The organism is Novosphingobium sp. Fuku2-ISO-50, assembly GCF_001519055.1.
Classification (GTDB): domain Bacteria; phylum Pseudomonadota; class Alphaproteobacteria; order Sphingomonadales; family Sphingomonadaceae; genus Novosphingobium.
In genome coordinates, this window is the sequence record NZ_KQ954296.1 from 112,144 (window position 1) to 128,158 (window position 16,015).

The 16,015-nt window shown below is 64.3% G+C and carries 10 protein-coding genes and 1 tRNA gene; 7 read left to right on the top strand and 4 right to left on the bottom strand.

Translation table 11 applies throughout. The annotated features are described in order from the left end of the window. Positions 1 to 15 precede the first annotated feature (15 nt). From AQZ50_RS15025 to AQZ50_RS15040, 4 genes are all read left to right on the top strand, one after another. Complete coding sequence (locus AQZ50_RS15025; RefSeq protein WP_067747391.1) at positions 16 to 930, top strand: DMT family transporter; 915 nt, start codon at positions 16 to 18, stop codon at positions 928 to 930. A 135-nt stretch (positions 931 to 1,065) separates the two neighbouring features. Beyond that, on the top strand, positions 1,066 to 2,463 hold the full coding sequence (locus AQZ50_RS15030; RefSeq protein WP_067747393.1) for a cyclic di-GMP phosphodiesterase: 1,398 nt from the start codon (positions 1,066 to 1,068) through the stop codon (positions 2,461 to 2,463). Positions 2,464 to 2,566: 103 nt separating this feature from the next. Further along, positions 2,567 to 5,020 (top strand): HAD family hydrolase, encoded by a 2,454-nt coding sequence (locus AQZ50_RS15035; protein ID WP_156427386.1) that lies wholly within the window; start codon positions 2,567 to 2,569, stop codon positions 5,018 to 5,020. A 278-nt stretch (positions 5,021 to 5,298) separates the two neighbouring features. Continuing rightward, the gene (locus tag AQZ50_RS15040) at positions 5,299 to 6,033 is read left to right on the top strand and encodes a hypothetical protein (protein WP_067747396.1); all 735 of its coding nucleotides are present in this window, start codon (positions 5,299 to 5,301) and stop codon (positions 6,031 to 6,033) included. A gap of 53 nt (positions 6,034 to 6,086) precedes the next feature. On the opposite strand, the gene AQZ50_RS15045 is transcribed toward AQZ50_RS15040, so the two are convergent. The 4 genes from AQZ50_RS15045 to AQZ50_RS15060 all read right to left on the bottom strand — a co-directional run bounded on the left by AQZ50_RS15045 (position 6,087) and on the right by AQZ50_RS15060 (position 10,343). Then, positions 6,087 to 7,586 (bottom strand): hypothetical protein, encoded by a 1,500-nt coding sequence (locus AQZ50_RS15045; protein WP_156427387.1) that lies wholly within the window; start codon positions 7,584 to 7,586, stop codon positions 6,087 to 6,089. Between the two features lie 255 nt (positions 7,587 to 7,841). Next, positions 7,842 to 7,917, bottom strand: a tRNA-Val gene (locus AQZ50_RS15050). A gap of 315 nt (positions 7,918 to 8,232) precedes the next feature. Continuing rightward, positions 8,233 to 9,606 carry a sensor histidine kinase gene (locus tag AQZ50_RS15055; protein ID WP_067747398.1) on the bottom strand — a complete coding sequence of 458 codons (1,374 nt, stop codon included), beginning with the start codon at positions 9,604 to 9,606 and terminating at the stop codon, positions 8,233 to 8,235. Then, on the bottom strand, positions 9,603 to 10,343 hold the full coding sequence (locus AQZ50_RS15060; RefSeq protein ID WP_231730322.1) for a response regulator: 741 nt from the start codon (positions 10,341 to 10,343) through the stop codon (positions 9,603 to 9,605). The genes AQZ50_RS15055 and AQZ50_RS15060 overlap by 4 nt, the downstream gene beginning before the upstream one ends. A gap of 179 nt (positions 10,344 to 10,522) precedes the next feature. Here AQZ50_RS15060 and AQZ50_RS15065 point away from each other — a divergent pair, with 179 nt between their 5' ends. From AQZ50_RS15065 to AQZ50_RS15075, 3 genes are read left to right on the top strand one after another with little or no spacing between them, the layout of a single operon-like run. Further along, on the top strand, positions 10,523 to 11,548 hold the full coding sequence (locus tag AQZ50_RS15065) for an efflux RND transporter periplasmic adaptor subunit (RefSeq protein WP_231730323.1): 1,026 nt from the start codon (positions 10,523 to 10,525) through the stop codon (positions 11,546 to 11,548). A 3-nt stretch (positions 11,549 to 11,551) separates the two neighbouring features. Beyond that, positions 11,552 to 14,659: an efflux RND transporter permease subunit gene (locus AQZ50_RS15070; RefSeq protein ID WP_067747401.1), complete on the top strand. Its 3,108-nt coding sequence runs from the start codon at positions 11,552 to 11,554 to the stop codon at positions 14,657 to 14,659. Further along, a complete protein-coding gene (locus AQZ50_RS15075) occupies positions 14,652 to 15,950 on the top strand; it encodes a TolC family protein (protein WP_067747403.1) in 1,299 nt (432 codons plus the stop codon). The genes AQZ50_RS15070 and AQZ50_RS15075 overlap by 8 nt, the downstream gene beginning before the upstream one ends. Positions 15,951 to 16,015 lie beyond the last annotated feature (65 nt).

Below are 16,015 nucleotides of genomic sequence, written 5' to 3' on the forward strand. Positions count from 1 at the left end.
TCCGGACCCGAGCCCATGCCCCCCCGCAAGCCTATCGATCGCCGCGCCGCGATGATCATGGTCGTTCTGTGCCTGATCTGGGGGACACAGCAGGTCGTGATCAAACTTGCCGCCCCGGCGATGAGCGCGACTTTGCAGATGAGCCTGCGTTCCGGGCTTGCCGCGATGGGCGCGCTTGGCGTGGCGCTCGCCCGGCGCGAAGCGCACTGGATCGATCGCGCGACGCTGGTGCCGGGGATTCTGGTGGGGGTGTTCTTCGGTCTGGAATTCGCGCTTTGCGGGGAAGCCTTGCGCTATACGAGCGCATCGCACGTCACCGTCTATCTCTATTCCGCGCCGATTCTGATCGCGATCGGGCTGGGGTTTGCCCACCGGGACGAGCGATTGCGCCCCGAACAGTGGCTCGGCGTGCTGGTGGCCTTTTCCGGCGTTGCGGTGACCTTTCTGGGGCGGGGCGATCCCGGCGCCTATCCGGCGATGCGGTTTGGCGATGCGCTCGCGCTGGGCGGCGCGGCGGCCTGGGCCATCACCGCAATGGTGCTGCGCGGTTCGAAGCTGGCCAATGCACCGGCCACGGTCACGCTGTTTTATCAATTGGTCGGCGCCGGAGTCGAAGCCGGAGCGATGGCCTTTGCCATGGGCGAAACCGCCGTGCACCCGACGCTCGGGCTGGGCCTGGCGCTGGCCTGGCAAGTGCTGGTAGTCGCCTTTGCCAGCTATCTGACGTGGTTTGCCCTGCTGCGCCGTTATAGCGCGGCACGGCTTGGCGTGCTCAGTTTCATGACGCCGGTGTTTGGCGTCGCAGGCGGCATCATTCTGCTGGGTGATCGCATCGACGCCGGTTTTGCCATCGGCGCGGTGATGATTCTGGGCGGAATCGTCTTTGCCACCACCGGCCTGTCGCGCCGACGCCGCGAGGGGCATGCCTGAAATACCCAGCTTAGGGGATTTCCCCTAACGCGCCATCAAGCGGAATTCACCCCGCGCTGCCACGGTGCAAAAAACCGGGATGATTCCCGGCAAAGCCGCACTGTTTCAGCCAAATCCAGCATTGCAAGGGGTGCCATGCTCAAGCGGATAGATCCGTCCGACGTCACACTCGGCATGTTCATCCACAAACTGGAGGGCAACTGGTTCAGCCATCCGTTCTGGAGCGCGCGCTTTTTGCTGACGGATCCGGTCAAGCTGCAACAATTGCACGCCAGCGCCGTACCGGGCGTCATCATCGATACCGAGCGCGGCCTCGACACCGAGGACAGCGCAGTCGACGAACGATCCTCGTCCGGCCCTGCCCCCGCTCAACGCCGCGCGGCGGCGCCTGCCATGCGGCTGCCCGATCCCCCCTCGCCGCCCAATCTTTCCTCGCCGCCCAATCTTTCCTCGCCGATCGCGCGCACGTTTATAAGCAGCGTCGGCATAAGCAGAGTCGGCAAGGGCCAGGGCAAAGTGTTGTCGGCTCCGCCCGCCGATGTCGTTCGCGGATTCGGCAAGGCGCAAGCCGTTGCCGAGCGCGGCCTGAAAGTGATGGCCCATGTCTTTCTGGAAATGCGCCTGGGCAAGGCGATCACCCCGGAAACAGTCACGCCGGTCATCGATTCGATCATCACCTCGGTGCAAAGCAATCCCTTTGCTTTCAATGGCCTGATGCAGTTTCGTCGCGACAGCGAGCATGTCTATCGCCATGCTCTGGCGACCAGCGCGCTCATGATCGCGCTTGGTCGCAGCCTGCGACTGCAACCGGCCGACATTCATGCCGCAGGTCAGGCCGGGCTCCTGCTCGATGTCGGTGTCAGCCGGTTGCCGCTGGACGACACGGCGCCGAACCACGATCCGCGCCGATTGCCGCCCGAAATCTGGCAAAGCCATGTCCGTCTCGGGCATGACTTCATCCTCAAGAGCCGCCTGCCCGAAGCTGTCGCACGCGCCTGCCTTGAACATCACGAGCGCATCGACGGCACCGGCTGGCCCAATGCCGCCGGGGGCAGCACCTTGAGCAAGTTGGGGCGGATGGCCGCGATCTGCGATGCCTATGACTTGCTGGTCAGCGGCGGCGAAGGCCAGCCCGGTCTCGACCCCGGCGAAGCGTTGCGGGACATGAAGCGCGACACGGGCGCCTTCGATGCCGACTTGCTGTCGGTGTTCGAAACGACCATCGGCATCTGGCCGACCGGGGCCGTGGTGGAATTGCGCTCGGGCCGGCTTGCCGTGGTGATCGACCAGCATCGCGACGCCCCCGACCGACCGCTGATCGCGGCCTTCTACGACCCCGCCGGCCGCCGCCCGATCGACGACGTGTGGATCGACCTGACGACATGTTACGGCGCAGATGCGATCACCGGCCCCGGGCTGATCGCCGGCCTGCCGCCGCCCTGTCAGGCAAGTGCATCCGCCGCGCTCGCCGCCGTGATGGAGCGGATCAAGCCGAGCGCCAAAGCGTCGGCACGGGGCCACAAGGCAGCCTAAGCAATTTCCCTGAGGCCTTGCCACCAGGCCGGCGCGAAGACGCATTTACCATGGCGGCCATAGGATCACGCCTGGATCACCCCGCCAGCGGAAAGCCTCGACGATGAACGCCCCTTTCGTGACTGCGCCAAAGCCGCGCAACGGCACGACCACCGCCGCGCCGGCGCCGACACGCCCCCCCGCTCCGGCCCCTCGGCGTGACCATTGCTTTCCGCACGAATTGCCCGATGTGCTCGACTGGTTTTCCGGAATCCGGGTGCTCAGCCTCGATTGTTTCGACACGCTGCTGTGGCGCGATTGCCATGCGCCAACCGACCTTTTTGCCGTCCTGCCGGACATCAATCCGTCCCAGCGAGTCCATGGCGAACACCGCGCGCGGCTGCGCGCGCGCGCCGGGCGCGGGGTGCATGACATTGCCATCGACGAGATCTATCGCACGATCATGCCGCGCGCGCGCGACGACGAGCGCGCCCGCGCGATTGCCGCCGAACTCGATGCCGAAGCGCGCCACTGCTATGGCTTTGCCCCGACCATCGCGCTGATGCGCGAAGCCAGGCGGCGCGGCATGCAGGTGATCGTGGTATCGGACACTTATCTGAACCCGCGCCAGCTGCACGCGTTGATCGGGCGCGCCGCCGGGGCGGAGGTCGCCGCGCTGATCGACCGGGTATTTGCCTCTTCGATCCATGGCTTGCCCAAGTCTGCCGGGCTCTATCGCGAGGTTCTGGCGCGCATCAAGGCCAAGCCCGGCCAGATCCTGCATATCGGCGACAACGAAGGGGCCGATGTCGGCGGCGTCCGCCCGTTCGGTGTCCACACGCTGCATCTCAGACAATTCACCGAACGCACGACGCAGCAATTGCGGCTGGAAGGCGCGGTCGCCGCGCTGATCCATGGGCACGGCGCACGCAGCCTGCAAACGCCGCAGCCGCACCGCCCGGCGCTGGCGGTCGAAGCGCCGCGCCTGGCAAGCGCCGCCCATCATTTCGGCTTTGCCGCGCTCGGGCCGGTGCTGTTCGGCTTCGACCAGTGGTTGCGCGCCGAAGCCGCCGCGCTGCATGCCGCAAAGGGCGCGACGGTGCATTGGCTGTTTCTGATGCGCGACGGATACTTGCCGATGCGCATGCACCAGGTGCAGGGCCCGGCGCCATCGATCCACGCGATCGAAATCAGCCGTCTGACGGCGACCTTTGCAACATTTGCACAAGACAGCACGATCACGCGTCATCTGGAGGAAAATCGGGGCACCGACCCCCGTATCCTGGCAAGCCAATTGCGGCTTCCCCCCGAAACGATCGAGCAGCTTTGCGCCGGACGAACGCACGAGAGCGGCTGGTCTGCGCTGCTTGAATGGTGCCGCGTACCGGCCAACCGGCGACCGATCGTCAAAGCGGCGCAAGCCCTTGCCGATCGGCTGGTAGAGCATGTCCGCAGCGCTGTCTCCCCGGCAGAGGGCGATACGCTGATGCTGGTCGATCTGGGCTATAACGGATCGGTGCAATCGCTTATCGATCCGTTGCTGGCGCAATCGCTGAAAGTCCACGTCGCCGGGCGCTATCTGATCCTGCGCGAAATCCAGGCTTCGGGCCTCGACAAGCGCGGCTATCTTGGCGAAGCGCATTACGACCATGTCTTGCTCAACGCGATGACCGCCAATGTCGCGCTGCTCGAACAGTTGTCGACAACGGCGCTGGGCTCGGTGATCGACTATGCCGATGACGGCCAGCCGATACGCAGCGCCAACGACATCGGCAAGCAGCAGAGCGCGGTGCGCGAAGAGGTGCAGCGCGGGTGCCTTGCGTTTGCCCATGCCGCCACGGCGCATGTCCGCCGCGCAAGCAGGGGCGATGCCATCGCGCTGTGGCGCGAAGCCAATGCGGCGACGCTGATGCGGCTGATGTTCCTGCCGATGCGTGAAGAGCTCGACGTCGTCAAAGCGTTCGAGCACGACGTCAATCTGGGCACGGACGAGACGCTGGCGCTGTTTGACCCGGCCATCGCGCGCGAGGGGTTGCTGCAGCAGGGGCTGTTCTATCAAAAAGGCGTGCGGCGGATGTTTCTGCCTGCAGAGCTTGCCGAAGAAGGCCTTGCCACGCGCCTCACGCACTTTGCCACGGCACGCTTTCACATGCCGCTCACATCGGGCGATTTTGGCGGTGAAGCGGGTCGCGTTCCGGTGTTCCTGAGCGATAGGCACGAGGCGACACGGATCGAATTGCCCTATCGCGCGACGCATGACGGGTTTTTCGCACTGTGCATTCCGGTCGGGGCGAGCCGTTATCTGGCCGCTGTGCCGTTCGGGGCGATCGCGCCCTATGTCGAAGTCCACTCCATCGTAGCCATGCCCGCGCGCGAATATCTCAGCAACCGGCATGATACGCACAAGCGCGAAACGACAGTCGTGCCGCAGTTCGACGGCATCACCCCCTTGACCGAGCGGCTGTGGCATTGCCCTGATCCGTCGGGCCTTGCGCTGTTGCAGCCACCGCCTGCGGGCGATGACGCCAATCTCGTGATCGTGGTGGTGTTCCGCGCGGTGGGCGGCGGCCCGGCCTGATGGCCTGTCGCATCCTGAACGGCGCGAATACGAATGAATCGACAGGCCGGACCGATTGCGCTGCATTAAGGGCTGATTATGCGCGGTTTTTGCGCTAGGACTTGGGGCGATCCAACGCTCGCGCGCGATGCGCCAACGTCGGTTTCGTGCCCGCCCTCCTCAGTCCCCGATCGTTTTGTCCGCTTATGGTGTACCGACAAGGATGCAGACGTGTTTGCCGCACCATCGCCGCGCTGGCGGTGTGCGCAGGCCCATGCGCTGCGCCCGCGCATGCCGGAGTGTTGTCGCTGGCCGTTCCGGAAACGCTGGCCAGCCCGGTTGCCATGGCCGACCCGGCCATCGCCCTGCCGGATCTGCCCGACCTCGCTCTGGCGGCACAAGCATCGCTCGGCACGTTCGAAAACGCTTTCAACGCGCGGCTGACCGACAATATCCTGTCATCGATCGGCAGTCTGGCCCGCGCCCGTGCACCATTGCCGAAACCGGGCACGCCGAGCCTGCGCGATGCCTTTGCCGCCAAGTCCCCCTCGCCCGGTCTGGCCCCCGGTCTGGCGCCCGGTCTGGCAATGCTCGCCAATCCGACGTTCGGCGCGCGCGAGGGCGTGGCGGTGAGCGTTGCCCAACGTCTGGTGCCCACAGGCCCCGCGTCGGCCGGGATCAACACCGACGTCCGGATCAGCCACGCGGACGATCGGCTCGACGCCGGGTTCGCCTTGTCCGGCCAGCAGAATTTCACCGCGCCCGACCCCATGGCGATCAGCTATGACGGGCATGCACTGGTCAGCTTCAGCCCGGCGATGCAATTCGGTCTGGCTGCGCGCGGCACGCTGGGCACCGTGTCGACGCCGGCCCTGAACGGAGCCGAAACCGCCGGTCCGCTGTTTCACCTCAATCTGATCAGCCGCAACCTGTCGCTGGTATCGGATGTCGGCTATGATTTCGGGCTCAATCCAACCAGCGCGATGGCGCGGTCCCAACTGCACATGAAAATGGCCCTGAAAATAAAGCTCTGAGAGGTCTGTCAGGTCGGAAAAATGCTGGCCGGGCAAGGTGCTTGTCGCGTCCATCAAGCGGGCGGCGGCGCCTGGCTGCTTTCTGGTTTTGCGCAAGGGCCTGACGTTGCGCGGGCAAACAGGATCAGCGGATTATCGATGACCACGCCGCGCCATATCATCCCCGCCGCGAATGTTTGGGCGATACCATATCCGGCGCGGCAGGCGGCGCGCCCGGGATCCTGCTTCACATCCGATGGCAGCCAGTTCTGCGCGGCAAGAACGAGATCGGGCCTGGTGGCCAGCAACCGGCTCCATTCTGCGGGTCTGGGCAACGCATGCCAAGGCTCGCCGGCCGCCCAGTTCACGTATTGCGGCTTGGGCGTGCCGCCGTGATAATTGGCAAATTCATTGCGCGGCATCCACGGTTGGGTTTCAAAACTCTGCATCCCAAAGGCCGCAATCCGCCCATGGGGATGCTCGTTGCGCCATGCCATGATGGCGCGTGCCGCCGGTTTGCCGGCGGAATAGCTGCCATGGATGTCTTCGATCCCGCTATGCAGTGTCTGCATCCCTTGCATCACTTCAAGAAGCGATAGCGCAACGATCAGGATACGGCGGGCCTGCGCATCATCGGGATCGGTCGCCGGATTGCCCCAGTTGATCCACAGCACAAACACGATCAACGCGAAAAACACCCCGGCGTGCCACGGTTCCGAATAGACTGCGGCAGTAAACATGATCGGCGCCGCCAGCAGCGCCAGCGACAACGCCCGATCGCGGCCCGTCAGCGCCAGCCGAACGAGCTGACCGAGCAACATGACCGACAGCAGGATCCCGATCCCGAACTCCGGCCCGGCCTGACTGACGGCGCTCCACACCGCGCCTCGATCGAACAGCGCATTGGCCAGGAACAGCAGCGTCGCGCCAAGCGGCTTTTGCGGGGCGGTCTGCGCCAGGAAGCCGTTGTCAGCCGGTTGCCACACGGTCCACAGCGCAAACAGCCCGCAACCACCGGCGAGCGCCAGCGCCGCCAAGGCCTGCCGCTGGAATATCCGGCGGGCCGCGATCTGCCGAACGAGCAGTTCCAGGCCCAGAACCGCTGCGGCCAAAAAGCTGAACACATTGACATTGGCCAACAATCCGACAACCAGCGCATAGCGCAATGGTCGGTCGACCCGGGCCGGAAACAGGGCGGCCGCCATCGGCACCAAAAGCAGATCCAGGCAATAGCCCCGGGCGATCACGCTGAATTGATAGCCATAGAAATAGCTTGCCAACAGACCCAGCCGCAAGAACAGCGGAAATGGCGCGAACCGCACGATGATCGCGGCACCGGCAATCGCGCAAGCCGCCGAAAGTGTCCATATCGCGCTGAACGGCAAACCGGCACGCACGGCGACCCACAAGATCACATGCCACAGCGCGGGCGTGCCTTCGTACCGCGCATAATGGCCGACCAGCATGCCAAGGCTGTTGTCGCGCGCGAGCAACCACGCCTGCATTTCATCAAACCAGGCTTCATGATGCAGCGCGACGCCTATAACCCACGCGGCATAGGCGATGAGCGCCACGGCCTGCACAAGGCCAATTTGCGCACCATTCCCGGCGTTCGGACGAGCGCCGTTCCAATCTCTGCCCACGCGAAAACCCCGACCTGATGAGCGATAAATCATGAACGGAATTAGCTAACCACGGGTTAAATCCGGTGTGAACCGGCGTGCCGCCAGGAAGCATTTCACCAAAGTTGCGCGCGCAGACTGTCCGCACATGCTCGGGCATGACTGAACGAGGAGTGCCAGAGGCACAGATTTCGGGGATTCCGGCGATGGTGGGCGGTGACGGGCTCGAACCGCCGACCCTCTCGGTGTAAACGAGATGCTCTACCAACTGAGCTAACCGCCCTAAACGACCGAATTCCTTGAAAACTAAAGATAATCGCTTGGTTTCCTAAGCGCTATCGGCTGTCCTCGGATCGGCGTGGTCCGCCGATGGTCCGCAGACCATCGAGCAGCGCCGTCCTCTACACTACGGAACAGTTTGGTCAACACTCGCTTTGCCTTCGGACTGTTTCTTGGGTTGTAATGAAGGTAGTTGCGGCTCGTGGTGCGCGCGATGCCACGATGGCTGATCGCCGATGTGCGTGACGACATTGTTGTGGCAGGCGGTCAATGCGGGCGAGGCGGAGCTCTTGAGCCAAGGCTCCCGGTTCAATCCGGGTCAGTGCGGCGTTGCACGAACATCCAAACTGGCGGTGATTCCGCCCGTCGGGTTGGCCTCTAGCGCCAGATCGATCCCATAGACCTCGGCAATGTCCCTCGCGATGGCGAGGCCCAGGCCTGAACCCGGCTTGGTGCTGTCGAATCTCGTGCCAATCGCAAACGCATCGACCATCTGTTTGGGCGTCATGCCCGGGCCGTCATCAGCAAGACGAATCGACACCTTGTCGGCGTTTTCCGCAAGGCTGATGGCAATCCGGAGCTTCGCCCATTTGCCGGCATTGTCCAACAGGATCGACACAAGTTCCGACAGATCCATCGGATCGACCGCGACGTTCACTTGCATTCCAGCGGGATGCTTGAAATCGAACACCTTGTCGGGGTGCAATTTGCGCATGGCGCTCAGCAAGGGCGTAAAAATGTCCGGTAACAGGCTCGTCCGCCCGGAGGTCTTGGCCATGGCGGCGGAACGTGCCCGGGCCAGATGATAATCGATCTGTTGCACCATGATGTCGCACTGGCGCAGCAGGCTGGCCCCATGCGCTGCGCCATGGGGATCTTCGGACAAGCGCTCGGCCTCGTCGGCGATAATCGCCAGCGGCGTGCGCAGGCAGTGTGCCAGATTTCCCGCAGCCACGCGGGCACGCTCGATGATGGCGTGATTTTCGACGATGTAGATGTTGAGATCGTCAACCAAAGGGCTGATCTCGGACGGGAATTGACCCGGCAAGGGTTCGCGGCGCCCGCTGCGCAACTCTGCGATAGCGACGCCCAAGCGATTGAGGGGCCGCAGGGCAAAGGCAATCACCAGCACACCCGTGCCGATCAGCGCGGCTGCCAGAGCCATCAGCCACGCCGTCAGTTCCCGTGTGAACCCGGCAATGGCACTGTCCAGATACCTTTTGTCGGTGGCGATGACGTAGTGGATCACCCGGCCATCAGGCACGAGCCGGGTAAAACCATACATGATGGCCGGACCGGTTGGCCCACCTTCGACCATGTGAATGACCTGCGGCGAATGGGCGACATCGTCGTCCAGCCGCCCTCGCCGCATCGAGGCCGATCGCAGCGTCTGCCCCCGATCGACAGTGACCTGCCAGTAAAACCCTGACATCGGTTCCAGATACCGCGGGTCAGACAGGGGGCGGGTCAATGCAATGTGACCGTCTTTGCCCACATCCACGAGTCCCGCCAGTTCGCGCACATGGCCGTAAAGCTCGTCGTGATATTGCAGTTCGATATGCCGGGTAAAAACGCTGGTCGCCGAATACCAGATGCCACCAATGCCCAAGGCCACCCAAACGAGGATCGCGATCAAAAACCGCGACCGCAGACTGGCAGCCGAAAGCTTTCCCAAAAACGGCCGCCCCGTCATGCGTTCAGCCTGTAACCGAAGCCACGCATGGTCTCGATCCTTTCGCGGCCAATCTTGCGGCGCAGACGACTGACCAGGGTCTCAACTGCATTGGATTGGCGTTCGGCATCAAGTTCATAAAGATGCTCGATGATGATATCCTGGGCGAGAGCTTGTCCCGCGTATCGCATGAACAGGTGTAGCAGGCGAAATTCCATGCGCGAAAGCGCCAGCGGTGCGCCGTCGAGCTGCGCCTGTTTGCCCACTGGATCGAGCCTTAACGCGCCCTTTTCCAGCCAGCTATCGGTGTTGCCCTGTTGCCGCCGCCACACGGCGTGAAGCCGCGCCAGCAATTCCTCAAAGCGCACGGGCTTCACCACAAAATCGTCGGCTCCGGCGTTGAGCCCTTCCACCTTGTCCTGCCAACTGCCCCGCGCGGTCAGGATGATGATGGGCAGCGTGACGCGCCGCGCCCGCCAGTGTCGCAGCAGATCGAGCCCCGAACCATCGGGCAGATTGAGATCGAGCACCACCGCGCCGAATTTGTCGAGGTCGGGCCAATCCTCGCCGTCGGCACGGGTGGCGGCGACATCGACAGCAAAGCCCGCCCCGCGCAAACGCTCGGTCAGGCGCGCGGCCAGTTCAACATCGTCTTCCACCAAGAGTAAACGCAAAGATCTCGTCCCATTGGCCCGTGATCGAGCCCTGCCGGTCTGATACCAAGGTGCGGTGATCCTGACCCATGAGGTCAGGATCACCGCACCTTGGTATAACATCGCCAGTCATACACTGCCAAACTGACAAGTTGCTGTCAGCTTGGAGCTGTAATGGCGCTTTTATGAAAAAGCCCGCCTCGCCCCTTCGCTCCGGTCTTTCGGCCTCTGTTGTGTTGCCACTGTGCGCGGGGCTGGCCCTGCTGTCAGCTTGCAAAAAATCGGTGACTGCCGAGGTATCGGCCCCCATTGCGGCGAAAGATGGCTCAATCGCGCTGAGCGCAGGGCAGATTGATCGCCTGGGCATAAAGCTGGCGGTGGCGCAGCAGGCTGACGCGATGCCGATTGGCACGGTGCCCGGCGTGGTTTCGCTTCCGCCCGATGCGCGTGTGGCCGTGACCACGCCTTATGCAGGCACCATACTCAAGGTCCTGGTCATTCAGGGGCAAGCCGTAAAGCAGGGCGAGGTGCTGGCGGTCGTGCGGGCGGCGGAGTCGGTGCAATTTGGCGCGGCCCTGGCCCGCACACAGGCGGAACTGCCGGTGGTGGCCGCCAACGCTGCGCGACTGGCGCAACTATCGCGTGAAGGCATTATTGCCCCCGCCCGCGCCGACGAAGCGCGCGCAGCGCTCGCCGCCACGCAGGCAACCCTTGCCGAAAACCGGCGGCTGCTCGCGTTGGGCGGTGCCGGGCGCGACGGCACGATCACCCTGCGCGCGCCGATTTCAGGCCGCGTGGCCAGCGTTGCGGTCGATACCGGCGCGGCGGTGGGCAATGGTGTCGCGCCGTTCATCGTCGAGAACGCCACCAATATGCGTCTTGACCTGCAAGTCCCCGAAAGGCTGGCCGGACAGGTCCACCCCGGAATGGAAATCAACGTGCTTCAGGACGGTCGCGTGGCGCAAGGTACGGTCCTTGCGATTGCCGGTTCGCTCGATCCGCTGACGCGCTCGCTGGCCGCCAAGGCCAGCCTGCCCCCGGACAGCGGCTTTGTGCCCGGCAAGGGGGTGATGGCGACGATTGCCGGAACCGGCGGTGCGGGCGGGGTGTCGCTGCCTGCCGCTGCGGTGACCCGTGTGGGCGATCACCATGAAGTCTTTGTGCGTTCGGCCAATGGCTTTCGCGCGGCCAGAGTGACGGTGGCCGGGCAGATCGGCGATCGGGTCTTCCTGTCTGCGGGTGTGTCGCCCGGCAGCCAGATCGCCATCAGCGGCGTCGCCGAATTGAAAACCCTGGAAGCAGGACAGTAAGCCATGCTGCGCACACTGGTCGAACGCGCGCTGGCATGGCGCATGGCAATCCTTGGCCTCGCGCTGGCGCTGGCAGGCGCGGGGGCATGGGCCTTCATGACCCTGCCGATCGATGCCTTTCCCGACATTTCCTCCACGCAGGTCAAGATCATCCTCAAAGCCCCCGGCATGACGCCGGAAGAGGTAGAGAGCCGCGTCATCGCGCCGGTCGAGCAGGAAATGCTGGGCATCCCGCATCAGGCGGTGCTGCGCTCGGTGGCCAAATACGCGATCGCAGACATCACTATCAACTTTGACGATGGTACCGATGTCTATTGGGCGCGCAATCAGGTCAACGAACGCCTGACCGGCGTGATGGGGGCGCTGCCTTCGACCGTGAGCGGGGGCATGGCCCCCATCTCCACACCGCTATCCGATATGTACATGTTCACAATCGATGGCCCGCAGTCTTTGGCTGAAAAGCGGCGGGTGCTCGATTGGGTGATCCGTCCGGCGCTGCGCACCGTGCCCGGCGTTGCCGATGTCAACGCGCTGGGCGGCATGGTGGAAACCTTCGAGGTCGCGCCCGAGCCGCAAGCGCTGGCAGCCGCCGGTTTGAGCGTGACCGATCTGGCCAGCGCCATCAACGCGGGCAACCGCAACGATGGCGCCGGCCGTCTCGCCACCGGCGAGGAAGCGCTGATCGTGCGCGCCACCGGGGCCATTCGCAACCTTGATGATCTGGGCGCGGTGGTGGTGAAATCGGGCAGCAATGGCGTAGTGCGCGTGAGCGATGTCGCCACGGTGCGGACCGGCGCGCTGACCCGCTATGGCGCCGTCACCCGCAACGGCAAGGGCGAGGCGGTCGAAGGTCTGGTGCTGGCGCTGCGCGGGGCGGATGCGTCCAAGGTGGTCGATGGCGTGAAGGCACGGCTCGATGAGATCGCCCCCAGCCTGCCCACCGGCATGAAGGCCAATGTGTTCTATGATCGCTCCGATCTGATCGGGCGCGCGGTGGGCACGGTCGAGGAAGCCCTGCTGGAGGCGACCTTGCTGGTCGTCGTCCTGCTGCTGCTGTTTCTGGGCGATGTCCGCGCCTCGATCATCGTGGCGCTGGCGCTGCCAATGGCCTCGCTGCTGACCTTCATCGCCATGAAATCCATCGGCCTGACCGCCAATCTGATGAGCCTTGGCGGGCTGGCGATTGCGGTGGGCATGCTGGTCGATGGCGCCGTTGTGGTTGTTGAGAATGTCGTCGAGCGATTGTCCGACCCGCGCCATGCCGGCATCAGCAAATTGCACAATGTGTTTGTGGCCGCCGCCGAAGTGACCACGCCTGTCGCCAGCGGCTTGGCGATCATCGCGCTGGTGTTTTTGCCGCTGCTCACGCTCGAAGGGCTGGAGGGCAAGCTGTTTGCGCCGGTCGCGCTCACAATCGTGCTCGCGCTGCTATCGGCACTGGTGCTGGCGCTGACCCTGATCCCGGTCCTGTCCTATTTCGGGCTGAAGTCGTCGGGCGCTGGCCACCATGAGCCGTGGCTGATGCGACAGATTGCCCCGCGCTATGCTGCGCTGTTGGCGGGGGCATTCGCACGCAAAAGGCTGGTGTTTGGCGTGGCGGCGGTGTCGCTGGTGCTGACCGGGGTCGCCTATTCTGTGACGGGCAAGACCTTCCTGCCCACCATGGATGAGGGCAGCGTCATCGTGCAATTGACCAAAGCCCCCTCGATCAGCCTGACGCACAGCCTTGAGGACGACATCAGGGTCCAGCGCGCCATCATGGCCAAAGTGCCCGAAGTGACCGACGTCATCGCCCGCACCGGCTCCGACGAATTGGGCCTCGATCCGATGGGCCTCAATGAAACCGACAGCTTCCTCAAACTCAAGCCGCGTTCCGAATGGCGTGTGGGCGACAAGGAATGGATTGTGGACCAGATCCGCAAGGCGCTGGCCGACCTGCCCGGAATACAGACCAGCTATACCCAGCCGATCGAAATGCGCATTTCCGAAATGCTGAGCGGAGCGCGCGGCGATCTCGCCATCCGCATCTTCGGCCCCGACAATGCCGAACTTGCCCGCATCGCCGGGCAAATCCAGGCCCGTCTCAAGGCCATTCCCGGCACCAGCGAGGCGCTGACCGTGGCCAATGACAAGGTGGACTATCTGCAACTCGACATCGACCGCGTCGCTGCCGGGCGCGCCGGGATGCCGATCGACCAGTTGCAGGACGCCATGCGCGCGCAAGTGGAAGGCGTGCGCGCCGGCGTGGTGGCCGATGGGCTGCGCCGCGTTCCGATCCTGATCCGTGGCGCCAGCGCCGAGTCCGGCCAGACCCCGCAGGCCTTTGCCGACCAGACCTATCGCAGCCCGAGCGGCCAGTTGGTGCGCGCCAGCGATGTCGCCAAAGTCGAGCGCATCGCCGGACCGGTGAAGCTGGAGCATGAAAACGGCTCGCGCTTTGCCATGGTGCAAGCCTTTGTCTCGGGGCGCGATCTGGTGGGCTATGTCGATCAGGCCAAGGCAGACGTGGTTGCGCATGTGAAGCTGCCGCAAGGTTATCGCATCGTGTGGGGCGGCCAGTTCGAAAACCAGCAGCGCGCTTCCGCGCGGCTGATGTTGGTGCTGCCGATCGCTTTGGCGGTGATCTTCGTCGTGCTTTACGCGACCTTGGCCAGTGTTCGCGCCTCGACGCTCATCCTGGTCAATATTCCTTTTGCCATGGTCGGCGGGATGATCTCGCTGGCGATGTCGGGCGAATACCTCTCTGTGCCGGCCTCGGTGGGCTTTATCGCGCTGCTCGGCATCGCGGTTCTCAATGGCCTCGTGATGGTCAGCTATTTTCGCCAGTTGCGCGAGCGCGGGATATCCTTGGCAGAAGCGGTGCGGATCGGGGCGCAGCGGCGCCTGCGCCCGGTGCTGATGACTGCCACCATTGCCGCCTTTGGCCTTGTGCCGCTGCTGTTCGCCACCGGTCCGGGGTCAGAGATCCAGAAGCCGCTTGCCATCGTGGTGATCGGCGGGCTGATCACCTCAACCTTGCTGACGCTGATCCTGCTGCCGATCCTTTATGAAAAATTTGGCGAAAATGCTGCCGAGCGCGCTGCCGGCGATCGGGAGATGACCCATGCGTAAGTCGTGCCTCAGCGCACTGGTCCTGTCGCTTGCCTTGCACGCCGGAACTGTCTGGGCCGCCGCCGACGCGACCGAGCCGGGATTGCCCGCCAAGGCGGATGTCTTGCAGGCGCTCAATGCTCACCCCAGCGTCGAGGCAGCCAATGCGCGAACCGACGCCGCGCGCGCAGAGGCCAATGCCTTGTCGCAAGGTCCGCACGAATTCACGCTGACGACCAGCTATCTGAGCCGGACGGTCAACGACACGTCAGGCGTCGGCAATGGCCGCTTCGATGAATTCGAGGCCCAGATTACCCGACCGATCCGTCTGCCCGGGAAGGCGAGCCTTGATCGCCAGATTGGCAGCCAGGGCGTGACCTATGCCCAGAACATGGCCGAGGACTCCCGGCATCAGGCGGCGCTGCGCCTTGCCCAGAGCTGGTGGGACTGGCTTGGAGCCGCACAGGACGCCAGTGTCGATCGTCAAGCCGTGGTCAACTACGAGGCGTTGCTGGCGAGCGTGAAGCGGCGCGTTGCCTTGCGCGATGCGTCTGCGCTCGAGCAGGCGCAAGCATTGGCGGCGCTCGATGCGGCACGCGCGCAATCGGAACGATCGCATGGGCGCGAGGCCGTTGCCCGCGCGAGGCTGACGGCACAGTTCCCCAAGTTGCCCTTGCCCGGTTCGGTGCCGGATGTGCCGGTGCCACAGCTGCCTGCCGGTGGGCTCGCGTTGCTGCATGACAAGATCCTTGGCCGCAGCCATGAGCTCGCGGCGGCAGAGGCTCTGGCCCGACAAGCCGAAGCGCAAGCCGCGCGCGCCCGCAAGGAGCGAACCGGCGATCCCTCATTCGGATTCAGGGTCTTTTCCGAAAAGGGTGGCATGGAAAAAGGCGCGGGCGTGCTCTTCTCCATCCCGTTCGGAGGAGGATATCGCTCGGCGGTAGCTGATCGCGCGAACGCGCAGGCCAGCGCCGTGCGGGCCGACCTGCAGGCTGTCCGGCTCAACATGCAGGAAACCGCCGATGCCGATCTCGTCGAGGCGCAAACATTCCTGACGGCCTGGCAACGCGCGCGTGATGCACTCGATGCTCAGGTCGGAGCCTTGCAAAAGGTCCGTCGCGGCCAGCAGTTAGGCGAGATCAGCCTCGTTGACGTCCTTATGGCAGAGCGGCAGGTCCATGACGCCTTTCGCGCCGAAGCCATGGCCCGTACCGATGCCATGCGCACACTGACCCGGATCCGGATCGACAGTCATGCATTGTGGATCGGAGACGACGAGGAACCCGAAGGCCAGGGCGCGCGCGGCATGTAATCACGCCTCGATCCTGATCCGATCGACAGCCCGATTCCTGGCAGGGCGACCTGTTCAAACAGGCG

Coding starts and splice junctions, on each gene's coding strand:
- AQZ50_RS15025 (WP_067747391.1), top strand. CDS start 16: ATGCCCCCCCGCAAGCCTATCGATCGCCGCGCCGCGATGATCATGGTC.
- AQZ50_RS15030 (WP_067747393.1), top strand. CDS start 1,066: ATGCTCAAGCGGATAGATCCGTCCGACGTCACACTCGGCATGTTCATC.
- AQZ50_RS15035 (WP_156427386.1), top strand. CDS start 2,567: ATGAACGCCCCTTTCGTGACTGCGCCAAAGCCGCGCAACGGCACGACC.
- AQZ50_RS15055 (WP_067747398.1), bottom strand. CDS start 9,606: ATGACGGGGCGGCCGTTTTTGGGAAAGCTTTCGGCTGCCAGTCTGCGG.
- AQZ50_RS15070 (WP_067747401.1), top strand. CDS start 11,552: ATGCTGCGCACACTGGTCGAACGCGCGCTGGCATGGCGCATGGCAATC.
- AQZ50_RS15075 (WP_067747403.1), top strand. CDS start 14,652: ATGCGTAAGTCGTGCCTCAGCGCACTGGTCCTGTCGCTTGCCTTGCAC.